Source organism: Pseudomonas sp. P39-UII1 (genome assembly GCF_039672635.1).
Classification (GTDB): domain Bacteria; phylum Pseudomonadota; class Gammaproteobacteria; order Pseudomonadales; family Pseudomonadaceae; genus Aquipseudomonas.
In genome coordinates this window covers 1-12,764 of record NZ_JBDFPP010000043.1, presented here as the reverse complement: position 1 = coordinate 12,764, position 12,764 = coordinate 1, and the positions used below count along the sequence as shown (strand labels likewise).

The following is a 12,764-nucleotide window of genomic DNA, read 5'->3' as shown; positions in this document are numbered from 1 at the left end:
CGGGGTGGTGAAGTCGGGGATACCGTTTGACCCCAAAATCGCTCTTGCAGGGTGAGGGTCAAGACGGTATCTACATTTGTTGCAACGTGCCATGGCCTGATAGGCCATAGTTGTCAGCCTTGTTGGCACGGCGCGATATTTCGGCTGGCGCTAGCGCCGCCCCGCCTGTCTTCAGCCATGCGCCAAGGGCGAACAACCATGGCCTGACTGGAATGGCACGTTGCAACAAATGTAGGAGCGGCTTTAGCCGCGATGCGCCGCGCGGGCGGCGCTCGATCTCAAGGGCGCTGAAGATCCCAAGGCAAGCGCTTCGCGATGCGCCGCGCCGGCGGCGCCCGATCTCATAACCACTGGAGATCTCAAGGCACACACCTGCCAGCCACCCCACTGTAAAAATGCCAAGCCCCCCTAAGAAGCCACCCTCCCCCGCCGCCCCAGGATCCGAGGCACTCGCCGCGCCACCGCAGGGATTCGCAACATCATCAACAAACCACCAACGCCTGCATAGATAGCCCACTCGCGCAGGTCCGAACGCACGATCCACAAGAAGTGCAGCAACCCCAACCCTAGAATCACATAGACCAGCTTATGCAGCTTTTTCCAACGCGCCCCCAGGCGTCGCTGGCTATAACGATTGGACGTGACCGCCAACGCCAGCAACCCCACGAACCCCAGCGCTCCCACAATAATGTACGGCCGCTTGCGCAGCTCGACCGCAAACTGCCCCCAGTCCAGCCCCAGAATGAAGAACAGGTAGCAAAGGATGTGCAGCACTATATAAGCAAAGCACCACAACCCCAGCTGCCGACGCACCACGACCCAGCCCGACCACCCTGTCAATTTCTGCAGCGGCGTCATGCTCAGGGTGATCAAAAGGAAGATCAACGCACCAAGCCCAAGTCGGTCCATGAGAATTTTCCCAGGATCCGGCCCCAGCAGGTTCATCGCCGCCTCATATAACCACCACAACGGAAACGCACATCCCACGATGAAGATGGCCAGGCGAAACCAGGGGTAACGCATCAGTAGTTTTTCCTCAGGTCGAGGCCGGCATACAGCGAAGCCACTTCATCGGCATAGCCATTGAACATCTGTGTTTGCCGCACATTGGGGCTGAACAAGCCACTGGGCAAGCGACGCTCACGCGCCTGGCTCCAGCGTGGGTGGTCGACTTCAGGGTTCACGTTGGCATAGAAGCCATACTCATCCGGCGCCAGCCCTTCCCAGGTGGTTTGCGGCTGCTCGGCCACCAGGCTGATACGCACGATCGACTTGATGCTCTTGAACCCGTACTTCCACGGCACTACCAAACGCAACGGCGCACCGTTCTGGTTGGGCAGCTCCCGCCCATACATGCCAACCGCAAGGATGGCCAGTGGGTTCATGGCCTCATCCAGCCGCAACCCTTCCTCGTAAGGCCACTTGATCAACGCAAAGCCCGAGCGCTGGCCGGGCATGTGCTGCGGGTCCTGCAGCGTTTCGAAGCGCACGTAACGCGCCTTCGAGGTCGGTTCGACCTGCTTGAGCACCTGGGCCAATGGAAAGCCCAGCCAAGGAATGACCATCGACCAGGCTTCCACGCAGCGCAGCCGGTAGATGCGCTCTTCAAGCGCGTAAGGTTTGACGAAGTCTTCCAACGCATAGCGCCCTGGCTTACCCACCTCACCATCGATAACCACCGACCAGGGCTCGGTCTTCAGGCTACCGCCATTGGCAGCCGGGTCGCCTTTATCCGGCCCGAACTCATAGAAGTTGTTGTAGTGGGTGGCATCCTTGCAAGGTGTGATCGCCTCATCCTTGACCGTTACCGCCTGCCAACGCGTGGCCGCCAGCTTGTCGCTGAACCAGGCCGGCGGGCTGCCCGGCTCGACATCCGCATACCGCGATGCCTCGGCAGCATGTGTTGCGAATGGCACAGCGCCCAAGGCCAGACCGGCGAGAGAGCCACCCAGCAGCGTGCGACGGGAAAGATAGATGCCTTCGGGGGTGATCTCCGATGCCTTGCAGTCGGACGACCGGGGAAGCTTGATGAGCATGGCGGGCTCCATAGCACTGGATAACGGATGTACCAGTAAGACTATGGAGCCGGAGGGTTATTCCACCATTAAATCATTGTCACGCTTTGCGACGGCGACCACGCAGCAGGTACTGGACCGGCCCGGATGCCGCGTAGGCAAGGAAGATCAGCAGCAGAATGCGCGGCGGGTCGCTGAACACCACGGCGAACACCAGGACCACGGCCAGGATCGCGACAAAGGGCACACGCCCCTTGAGATCCAGCTCCTTGAAGCTGTTGTACTTGATGTTGCTGACCATCAGCATGCCGGCCGCAGCAACCAGCAGCGCCACCAGGAACGACAGCTTGGAGCCCTGGATGCCATAGTCGCTGAATGCCCACACAGTGCCTGCGACAACACCAGCAGCAGCCGGGCTGGCCAGGCCGATGAAGTAGCGTTTGTCGGCAGTACCGACCTGCGTGTTGAAGCGCGCCAGGCGCAGCGCTGCGCCGGCCACATAGATGAAGGCGACCATCCAGCCGACCTTGCCCATGTCACCCAGTGCCCAGCCGAAGGCCAGCAAGGCCGGGGCCACGCCAAAGGCGACCATGTCCGACAGCGAGTCGTACTCGGCACCGAAAGCACTTTGCGTATTGGTCATGCGGGCGACACGGCCATCGAGGCCGTCCAATACCATGGCCACGAAGATGGCGATGGCGGCAAAGGCGAAATACTTGCTCGCCTCGCGCGGGTCACCCGCACTCAGCGCACTCTGGGCGCTCATCGAATTGATGATGGAATAGAAGCCGGCAAACAGGTTGGCGGTGGTAAACAGGTTGGGCAACAGGTAGATGCCGCGATGGCGCACCTTGCGCCCTTCGGCGTCATGCCCTTCTTCAACGTGCTCATCGACAGGTAGCAGGCTTTCGGCGTCGGAGGGCTTGTTCGGCTCTTCGGGACGTTCGCTCATGGAGGGTACCTTGCAACAGGATGGAAAATGTTCGACACGGGCCCGCGAAACAGGTTCTGACGGCAGGCCACTGGTCTGCTTTATACCAGATGCTGAACGCCAGAACGAAAAAACGCGGCCGAAGCCGCGTTTTTCATCTATCGATAAGACTCAGTTCTTGGTCTTGTCGACGATTTTGTTAGCCGAGATCCACGGCATCATCGAACGCAGTTGCTCGCCGATGACTTCGATGCCGTGAGCGGCGTTGTTGCGACGCTTGGCGGTCATCGATGGGTAGTTGGTAGCGCCTTCGGAGATGAACATCTTCGCGTATTCGCCGTCCTGGATGCGCTTCAGAGCGTTGCGCATGGCCTTGCGGGATTCTTCGTTGATGACTTCCGGGCCAGTGACGTACTCACCGTATTCGGCGTTGTTGGAGATCGAGTAGTTCATGTTGGCGATGCCGCCTTCGTACATGAGGTCAACGATCAGCTTCAGTTCGTGCAGGCACTCGAAGTAGGCCATTTCTGGCGCGTAGCCAGCTTCAACCAGGGTTTCGAAACCGGCTTTGACCAGCTCGACGGTACCGCCGCACAGAACAGCCTGCTCACCGAACAGGTCGGTTTCGGTCTCGTCCTTGAAGGTGGTTTCGATGATGCCGGTACGGCCGCCACCAACGCCCGAAGCGTAGGACAGGGCGACGTTCTTGGCGTTGCCCGAGGCGTCCTGGTAGATCGCGATCAGGTCAGGGATACCGCCGCCCTTGACGAACTCGGAACGCACGGTGTGGCCCGGGGCTTTCGGCGCGATCATGATCACGTCGAGGTCGGCACGAGGAACAACCTGGTTGTAGTGGATCGAGAAGCCGTGGGAGAAGGCCAGGGTAGCGCCCTTCTTGATGTTCGGCTCGATCTCGTTCTTGTACAGCGCGCCCTGGAACTCGTCCGGGGTCAGGATCATGACCAGGTCGGCCGCAGCGACAGCGGTAGCAACGTCGGCAACTTTCAGGCCGTGGGCTTCTGCCTTGGCAACGGTGGCCGAACCTTTACGCAGACCGACGGTAACGTCTACACCGGAGTCTTTCAGGTTGCACGCTTGGGCGTGGCCCTGGGAACCGTAACCGATGATGGCGACTTTCTTACCCTGGATGATGGAAAGGTCGCAGTCTTTATCGTAGAAAACTTTCATGAAAATACCCCTGGTTATATCTCGGCCCCTGCGGAGCCATCGCTAATTTTTGAATTTAGATGCTGAGCACTTTGTCGCCACGGGCAATGCCGGTGACGCCACTGCGCACGGTTTCGAGAATCGATGCAGTGCCGATGGCCTGGATGAAGCTGTCCAGTTTGTCGCTGGTACCGCTCAGCTGTACGGTGTACACGCTGGCGGTCACATCGACGATCTGGCCACGGAAGATATCCGTGGTGCGCTTGATCTCGGCACGCTGGGCACCGGTGGCCTTGACCTTGACCAGCATCAGCTCACGCTCGATGTGAGCGCTTTCCGACAGGTCGACAAGCTTGACCACTTCGACCAGCTTGTTCAGGTTCTTGGTGATCTGTTCGATCACTTCGTCATGGCCAACGGTGGTCAGCGTCAGACGCGACAGGGTCGGGTCTTCGGTCGGCGCCACGGTCAGGCTTTCAATGTTGTAGTTGCGCTGGGAGAACAGGCCGACCACACGGGACAGAGCACCGGGTTCGTTTTCCAGCAGCAGGGAAATGATGTGCCGCATATCAGGTACGCTCCGTCTTGCTCAGCCACATGTCACGCATCGAGCCATCCTTGATCTGCATCGGATAGACGTGCTCGGTACGGTCGACCGCGATGTCGATGAACACCAGGCGGTCTTTCATCGCGAAGGCTTCTTCCAGCTTCGGCTTGAGGTCTTTCAGGCTGGTGATGCGGATACCCACATGACCATAGGCCTCGGCCAGCTTGATGAAGTCCGGCAGCGACTCGACGTAGGAGTGCGAGTGACGACCGTTGTAGGCCATGTCCTGCCACTGACGGACCATGCCCAGCACACCGTTGTTCAGGTTGACGATCTTCACCGGCAGGCCGTACTGCATGCAGGTGGACAGCTCCTGAATGTTCATCTGGATGCTGCCTTCGCCAGTGACGCAGGCCACGTCCTGATCCGGGAAGTTGAGCTTGACGCCCATGGCCGCCGGGAAGCCGAAGCCCATGGTGCCCAGGCCACCGGAGTTGATCCAGCGGTTCGGCTTGTTGAAGCGGTAGTACTGCGCAGCGAACATCTGGTGCTGACCCACGTCAGAGGTGACGAAGGCATCGCCATGGGTCACTTCGCAGAGGGTCTCGATTACGGTTTGCGGCTTGATGACGCTGCCGTCGCCCTTGTTGTAAGGGAACAGGTCGCCGTCACCACGCCACTCGTCGATCTGCTTCCACCAGGCCTCGGTCGCAGCCTTGTCTGGCTGCTCGCCGATTTCCTTGAGGATGCCGAGCATTTCGGTCAACACGCTGTCGACCGGGCCAACGATCGGCACGTCGGCCTTGATCATCTTGGAGATCGACGCCGGGTCGATGTCGATGTGGATGATCTTGGCGTTCGGGCAGAACTTGGCCGGGCCGTTGACCACGCGGTCATCGAAGCGCGCACCCACCGCGAAAATCACGTCGGCATTGTGCATTGCCATGTTGGCGGTGTAGCTGCCGTGCATGCCGAGCATGCCGAGGAACTGGCGGTCGGTACCCGGGAAGCCGCCAAGGCCCATCAGGGTATTGGTGACTGGCAGGTTCAGCGACTTGGCGATTTCGGTCAGGGCTTGCGAGCCACCGCCGAGGATGACGCCGCCACCGGCATAAACGATCGGGCGCTTGGCAGCCAGCAGCATCTCGGCGGCCTTGCGGATCTGGCCGGAATGGCCACGAACCGCCGGGCTGTAGGAGCGCAGCTTGACCTTCTTCGGGTAGACGTATTCGAACTTCTCGGCCGGGTTGGTCATATCTTTTGGAATGTCGACCACGACCGGGCCTGGACGGCCGGATTGCGCCAGGTAGAAGGCTTTTTTCAGAACTTCAGGGATCTCGGTGGCATTCTTGATCATGAAGCTGTGCTTCACGATTGGCCGCGAGATACCGATCATGTCGGTTTCCTGGAAGGCATCGGTACCCACCATGGTGCTAGGCACCTGGCCGGACAGGATGACCATCGGAATCGAGTCCATGTAGGCAGTGGCAATACCGGTGATGGCATTGGTTGCGCCCGGGCCGGAGGTTACCAGCACCACACCGGCCTTGCCGGTGGCGCGGGCGTAGCCGTCCGCCATATGGGTTGCGGCCTGTTCGTGACGAACCAGGATGTGCTCGACTTCCGGTTCCTTGAACAGGGCGTCGTAAACATGCAGGAGAGCACCACCAGGGTACCCGTAGATGTGCTTAACGCCTTCGTCACGCAAGAAGCGGACGACCATCTCAGCGCCAGATAAAAGCTCCACGTTGTTCACCTCTAAAACGCCAGAATACCGTCCCTAGTGGACGGGTCTTAATAGGTTTACTGCCAAGCAGAGCATGAGCGAAAACGTCAGCACTGACTGAGCAAGTATTGGGAGCGCCCCAGAGTGTTGCGGGGTTTTCCCACCCAGCGCGAGGTAACGCGTTGCGGGGTGTAACAGGTCGGCGCGGGTGTGCACCTCATGATCTGCTTAGCGGGTCTGCTTCTGGCAGTCCCTCTACAGCGGAATCTGGATTCTTGTGATTTGGCGGCTACAAGTCAAGAAAAATTATTGCCAATTTTTCCTCAAGATGAATTGCTGCCACCACTAAAAACCGAGTCAGCAGCAGAATAAATAAGATTTCCACAAAAAAGGGCCACAATCTGCGGCCCTTCATGGAAAAAGAGAAGAAATCAGGCGCAAGCTTCGATCAATTTATCGAACTCTGCTAGCAGGCGGCGCAACTCCCGGCTCTGCTCCGGCCGGTCGACGAACACCGACTCGGCCATCACCAGAATGCCGGAGGCATTGGGCAGTGGATGACCGAGCTCGATGATGATTTTCATGCGCGGCAGGAAGATCCACTGCAGCCACTGCTCGAAGTTCATGGTATCGACGGCAAATGGCACTGTGCTCTCCAGCGCCTCATCGCTGGGCGGCTCGTCCTGCCACCAGCCTTGCACGATCAATTCACGCTCGATCAGCAGCAGGTGGTCGGCGATGTCCAGGATACGTTGCTCGACCATTACGAATTGACCCGTGCTTTTTGCCGAGCAAGGGCAGCGCCAGCGCTGTCACCCTGCTTTTCGCGGGCCTGGGCGATGGTGTTCCACAGTTCGGCCTGCAGGTTCGGGCGACCGTTGGCGTAAGTGAGCGCGCGGCGGGCCAGCTGTTCGGCTTGCGGAGCATCGCCCTGCGACAGGCGCACCTGGGCCAGGCGGAACAGCACCTGCGGCTCGCGCGGGGCGATGCGCTGGGCGCGCTCCAGGCTGGAGGCGGCACCGTTGAAATCACCGCTGCCCTGCTGCGACTGGGCAGTGGTCAGCAGCGCCAGCACTGGGCCATCGAGCTGCTCGTCTGCCGACAGGCCACCGGAGGCCGCACCGCTGCGTGGGATGCCGGTTGGCGCGCTGGTTGCGGCCGGGGTGCTGGTCATCGAGGCGATGTCGAAAGGTTCGTCGGCGATCGGGTTCGGGTTGGTCGTCATCGGCGCCGATGTAGCCGGCCCGGTGCTGATCGGCGCAGTACTGATCGGCGCCACGCCGTTACCCGCCGGGAACGTCTGAATGCCCGTGGCGCCGGCGCCTTGCGGAATCATCACGGTCACGCCGGAGTCTTCGGGCAGCGACTGTGCCTGCGTAGTGCCGTTGTTCATGCCGGCCGCCGAGCGGTTGGCGGTCATGCGCTCGCTGTTGGACACACGCGTGCTCGAATCCACCACCGGGATGTTGCCACGCTGAACGCTGGAGCAACCCTGGAGCACAACCAGTGCCGTCACGGCAGGAAACAACCACTTATTCACTTCACACCTCATCAATGCTGCCAGGGCTTAATTCATCCAGCCTTTGACCCAGTCCATGACCGATTCTGCCGGATTTTGCTCGCCGCCACAGGTTGCGCCGGCGGGCGGTTCGCTCCCGCGAATATACGGCATCTGCACAGCGCCTGGACAACTTCCGTCGGAACCTTGCCCGCTGTAAGGGTCGATCCAGGCCTGCACCACGTTGTCCGGCTGAGGCATGTCCAGCGGCAGCGGGTCGGCCTTCTTCATGAAGCTGGTCCACACCTGCAAGGCGCCGGTGGCACCGGTAAACGGCGTTTTGCCGTTATCGTCGCGGCCCATCCACACGACGGCCAGCAGGTCCTGGCTGAAGCCGGAGAACCAGCTGTCACGCGAGTCGTTGCTGGTACCGGTCTTGCCTGCCAGGGTCAGCGAGTTGGGCAGCACGTTGTACACGGAACGGCCAGTACCTTCGCGCATCACCCGCTGCATGGCGTTCTGCACCAGGTAGATGGAACCTGGGTCGAAGGTTTGCTGGATCTGGAACGGGTAACGCTTGAGCGGCTCGCCTTCGGCCGTAAGCACACTGCGGATACCGCGCATCGGCGTGTTGAAGCCACCGTTGGCAATGGTCTGGTACATGGTCGCGACCTGCATCGGCGACATGCCACCTGCCCCCAACAGCATCGCCGGGAAGGCCGGCCAGTCGACGCTCACACCCAGCCGACCGATGGTCTTGATCACGTTGGGCACGCCGACTTCCAGGCCGATCTTGGCGGTCGACAGGTTGTAGGAGTTGGCCAGGCCCTGGTAGAGATAAATGGTGCCATGAGGCCGACGGTCGTAGTTTTGCGGGCGCCAGACTTGACCATTGGCACCTTTGACCGAGAACGCCTCATCCTGCACCCGGCTGGTCAGGGTGTACTTGCTCGGCTGCTCCAGCGCAGTCAGGTACACCGCCGGCTTCACCAGCGAGCCAATGGGCCGCACGGCGTCGATGGCACGGTTGAAGCCGGCGAAACCGGACTGACGGCTACCGATCAGCGCCTGCACCTCACCGGTTTCCGGGTTGGTCACGACCATTGCCGATTCGACTTCATCAGACCCTTTGCGCCCAGACAGGCGCTTGAAGGTCTCATTCATCGATGTTTCGGCCTTCATCTGCAGGATCGGGTCGAAACTGGTGAAGATGCGCAGGCCTTCTTCGGTCAAGTCTTCATCACGGTAGTCCTGGCGCAGCTGACGCTTGACCAGGTCGAGGAAGGCCGGGAACGAACTGTCGGCCAGGCTGCCGCGCTTGGTCACGCCCAGCGGCATCTTCTTCGCCGCATCGACAGCTTCCTGGCTGGCAACGCCCTGCTCTGCCACCAGGTCGAGGACCAGGTTACGCCGCGCCAGCGCGCGCTCGGGGTAGCGCCGCGGGTTGTAATAGGACGGCCCCTTGACCATGCCCACCAGCAAGGCGATCTGGTGCAGCTTGAGCTCCGACAGCGGCTGGCTGAAGAAGAACTGGCTGGCCAGACCGAAGCCATGCACGGCGCGCTGGCCATCCTGGCCGACGAAGACCTCGTTGAGGTACGCCTCGAGGATTTCGCGCTTGTCGTAGTGCATTTCCAGCAGCACGGCCATCATCGCTTCGGTCAGCTTGCGGCTGAGGCTGCGCTCGCTGGTCAGGTAGAAGTTTTTCACCAGCTGCTGAGTCAGGGTACTGCCGCCCTGGCGCATGGAACCGGCCGAGGTGTTGACCCACACCGCGCGGGCGATGGACTTGGGCGACACACCGTAGTGGCTGTAGAAGTCACGGTCTTCCGTGGCCACAAGGGTTTCGAGCAGGTACGGCGGTACCTGGTCGATCTTGATCAGAATGCGGTCCTCGAGGTTTTTCGGGTAGATACCGCCGATCATCAACGGTTCGAGGCGCACCACATCGAGCTTGCCGTTGCTGGCACCCGAAAGCCCTGCAACATAATCGCCGGAGAAGCGCACACGCACGAACTGCGCAGGCTCCATGCCCTCGTAGAACTGGAAGCCGCGGGTATTCAGGTCGACGGTATTGCCGTTGACAGCTGCAGCCCCAGGGCCATTGGCCGCGCTTTCACGCCGGTAGCCGAGCGCGTCGAGCTCGGTGAGGAAGTCGTTCTTGCTCAGTTTCTGGCCGACGAACAGCTCCAGCGGCCGGGCGTACACCTTGGCCGGGATGGTCCAGCGCTTGCCGGAGAACTTCTCCTGCACGACGGCATCGAGGTAAACCGCGAAGCCGGCGACGATCACCAGGCCGACCAGGCTGAGCTTCAAAGCCCAGCCCAGCCAGGCGCGCGAGCGGCCGGTCGGGCGTTTCTGAGGGGTACGGGAATTTCGGGTTCGAGTCATGGCGGCGGATTATACGCACTTTGTAAAGGCTGGGCAGGCGCCCTCTGGCGGTATGCAGGGGCGGCACCATTGACCATAATGGCGCCTTCGAATTCCCTGCCCCCGGAAGGATTTCCCGTGAGCCAAGCCTTGATCAACGCATTGCAGAACCCTGCCCTCTACCCTCACCCCGTGAAAGGCTTCGAGCTGATCGAGACGCACATCTCTTGGGTTCTGCTGACCGGCGAGTATGCCTACAAGATCAAGAAGCCGATGAATTTCGGTTTTCTCGACTTCACCGAGCTGGGCCAGCGCGAGCATTTCTGTAACGAAGAACTGCGCCTGAACCAGCGCCTGACCGAAGGCCTGTACCTTGAAGTGCTGCCGATCACCGGCAGCGCCGAAGCGCCGCAGATCGCCGGTGAAGGTGCGGCAATCGAATACGCACTGAAGATGCGCCAGTTCCCTCAGGGGCAGATGCTCACCACCCTGCAGGCCAACGGCGAGCTGGATGCTGGCCACATCGACCAGATGGCGCGGCAGATCGCCGAGTTCCACCTGCAAACCCCCAAGGTGCCCGCCGAGCAACCGTTTGGTTCGCCGGTAAGCGTCATGGCGCCGGTTGAGCAGAATTTCGAGCAGATCCGCCCGTTCTTGAGCGACAAGGCCGACCTGCAGCAACTGGACAACCTGCAGGCCTGGGCACGCAGCAGTTTCGAGCGCCTCGAGGGCCTGTTCGCCGCGCGCAAGACCAATGGTTTCACCCGCGAATGCCATGGCGACATTCATTTGGGCAACGCCACCGTGATCGACGGCAAGGTCGTGATCTTCGATTGCATCGAGTTCAACGAGCCGTTCCGCAAGACCGATGTATGGGCTGACACCGCTTTCCTCGCCATGGACCTGGAAGACCGCGGCCTGAAGTGCCTGGCGCGCCGCTTCGTCAGCCAGTACCTGGAACTGACCGGCGACTACGAAGGGCTGGAAGTCCTCAACTTCTATAAAGCCTACCGCGCCCTGGTCCGCGCCAAGATCGCCCTGTTCAGCATGCCGGCCGATGCCGACGGCGTGCAACGCGCCACCAGCCTGCGCACCTACCGCAATTACGCCAACCTGGCCGAAAGCTACAGCGCCATCCCGTCGCGCCTGCTGGCCATCACCCATGGTGTATCGGCCGTGGGCAAGAGCCACGTGGCCATGCGCCTGGTCGAGGCCTTGGGCGCCGTGCGGGTACGCTCGGACGTGGAGCGCAAGCGCCTGTTCGGTGAGCAGCAGCAAGCAGAAGCCGGACAGCTGCAAACCGGCATCTACGACCAGGACGCCAGCGCCGCCACCTACCAACGCCTGCACCAGCTGGCGGCAACCATCCTGCGCGCCGGCTTCCCGGTGGTGCTGGATGCCACTTACCTCAAGCAGGCACAACGCCAAGCCGCCGCAGAGGTTGCCAGCAGCACCGGCGTGCCGCTGCTGATCCTCGATTGCCAGGCGCCGGAGGCGGTGATCGCCAGCTGGCTGGCACAGCGCCAGGCACAAAATACCGACCCATCGGACGCCACCCTGGAAGTGGTCAAGGCCCAGCAGGCCAGCCGTGAGCCGCTGGATGAAGTGGAACTGCAGCAGAGCACGCGCGTGGACACCCAGGATGCCAGCAGCATGAACCAGGTGATCGACCAGATCCGTCAGCGCTTGCCGGGCCTGTAAGCGCACTGCATGTTCGGGCCGGCGACTGGCCGGCCCGAACAGCTGATCCCTCCGCAAACAGGGCATCTCGTCGCCCCCAATGGCAAAAGGCCGCGCATTTTCCAACCCCCGCTACACTCCTTTCTGACCTGCTCGCGATTTATCCCCCAAGACACGTTCAGCCATCGCAAGGAGGCTCGATGAACGATGAATTGCAGCATCTGAAGAATCTTGGCAAGACCTCCGCGCAGTGGTTGCATGCGGCCGGTATCCACAGTGCATCGGATTTGCGTCGGCTCGGCGCGGTCGGTGCCTACCAGGCCGTCAAAACGCGAGGATTCCGGGCGTCGAAGGTGTTGCTGTACGCCATTGAAGGCGCGCTTCTGGACATGCACTGGAACGATTTGCCGGCCGAACGCAAGGAGGCGCTCAACCAACAACTCGACGCGAAATGCGCTACCGCGAAAAAAATATGAAATAAACACGGTAAGGGGATTGACGGTGAAATGAGAATCGTTATGATTATCACAACTGGTCGCGAGACTGGTTGGATAAACTGAAAGCCCCTGGTTCGGACTCTCAGATTATCTCCTCATCAGGCTAATCACGGTTATTGACCCGGCTTTTTGCCGGGTCTTTTTTTTGCGCAAGAAATGCGTTGTGGCTGCCGGGGGCTCGCCACAGAAGTTAGGCCGCCCTTGAAATCGAGCGCCGCCCGCGCGGCGCTTCGCGGGGCAAGCCCGCTTGTATGGTAGGACTTGAAGGGAGGAGGAGGGACATAGCTCGCTTCTGACTGTTCGCAGCAGTACAGACCGTGGGAGAAATCACCC

General features: G+C 60.8%; 11 protein-coding genes. 2 read left to right on the top strand and 9 right to left on the bottom strand.

What is annotated here, in order from left to right:
* Positions 1 to 408: 408 nt before the first annotated feature.
* From msrQ to mrcB, 9 genes are all read right to left on the bottom strand, one after another.
* Positions 409 to 1,023, bottom strand: coding sequence for a protein-methionine-sulfoxide reductase heme-binding subunit MsrQ (gene msrQ, locus ABEH27_RS25520; RefSeq protein WP_346616223.1), 615 nt, complete (start codon positions 1,021 to 1,023; stop codon positions 409 to 411).
* Positions 1,023 to 2,036, bottom strand: a complete 1,014-nt coding sequence (gene msrP / locus ABEH27_RS25515; RefSeq protein WP_346616222.1) for a protein-methionine-sulfoxide reductase catalytic subunit MsrP — start codon at positions 2,034 to 2,036, stop codon at positions 1,023 to 1,025. Before msrP ends, msrQ begins: the two co-directional genes overlap by 1 nt.
* A 79-nt stretch (positions 2,037 to 2,115) precedes the next feature.
* Positions 2,116 to 2,967: a CDP-diacylglycerol--serine O-phosphatidyltransferase gene (pssA, locus tag ABEH27_RS25510; RefSeq protein ID WP_346616221.1), complete on the bottom strand. Its 852-nt coding sequence runs from the start codon at positions 2,965 to 2,967 to the stop codon at positions 2,116 to 2,118.
* A gap of 150 nt (positions 2,968 to 3,117) precedes the next feature.
* The gene (gene ilvC, locus ABEH27_RS25505; protein WP_012312686.1) at positions 3,118 to 4,134 is read right to left on the bottom strand and encodes a ketol-acid reductoisomerase; all 1,017 of its coding nucleotides are present in this window, start codon (positions 4,132 to 4,134) and stop codon (positions 3,118 to 3,120) included.
* A 55-nt stretch (positions 4,135 to 4,189) separates the two neighbouring features.
* Positions 4,190 to 4,681, bottom strand: a complete 492-nt coding sequence (ilvN, locus tag ABEH27_RS25500) for an acetolactate synthase small subunit (protein WP_003250040.1) — start codon at positions 4,679 to 4,681, stop codon at positions 4,190 to 4,192.
* A gap of 1 nt (position 4,682) precedes the next feature.
* Entirely contained in the window at positions 4,683 to 6,407 is a 1,725-nt protein-coding gene (locus tag ABEH27_RS25495; RefSeq protein WP_346616220.1) for an acetolactate synthase 3 large subunit, read from the bottom strand.
* A gap of 410 nt (positions 6,408 to 6,817) precedes the next feature.
* The gene (locus ABEH27_RS25490; protein WP_346616219.1) at positions 6,818 to 7,150 is read right to left on the bottom strand and encodes a YqcC family protein; all 333 of its coding nucleotides are present in this window, start codon (positions 7,148 to 7,150) and stop codon (positions 6,818 to 6,820) included.
* On the bottom strand, positions 7,150 to 7,938 hold the full coding sequence (locus tag ABEH27_RS25485; protein WP_346616218.1) for a tetratricopeptide repeat protein: 789 nt from the start codon (positions 7,936 to 7,938) through the stop codon (positions 7,150 to 7,152). The genes ABEH27_RS25490 and ABEH27_RS25485 overlap by 1 nt, the downstream gene beginning before the upstream one ends.
* Before the next feature lie 15 nt (positions 7,939 to 7,953).
* Complete coding sequence (gene mrcB, locus ABEH27_RS25480) at positions 7,954 to 10,275, bottom strand: penicillin-binding protein 1B (protein WP_346616217.1); 2,322 nt, start codon at positions 10,273 to 10,275, stop codon at positions 7,954 to 7,956.
* Positions 10,276 to 10,392: 117 nt separating this feature from the next.
* Between mrcB and ABEH27_RS25475 the strand changes: the two genes are divergently transcribed.
* Both ABEH27_RS25475 and ABEH27_RS25470 read left to right on the top strand, forming a co-directional pair.
* Positions 10,393 to 11,955, top strand: coding sequence for an AAA family ATPase (locus tag ABEH27_RS25475; RefSeq protein WP_346616216.1), 1,563 nt, complete (start codon positions 10,393 to 10,395; stop codon positions 11,953 to 11,955).
* A gap of 179 nt (positions 11,956 to 12,134) precedes the next feature.
* The gene (locus tag ABEH27_RS25470; RefSeq protein WP_346616215.1) at positions 12,135 to 12,410 is read left to right on the top strand and encodes a TfoX/Sxy family protein; all 276 of its coding nucleotides are present in this window, start codon (positions 12,135 to 12,137) and stop codon (positions 12,408 to 12,410) included.
* Positions 12,411 to 12,764: the final 354 nt, after the last annotated feature.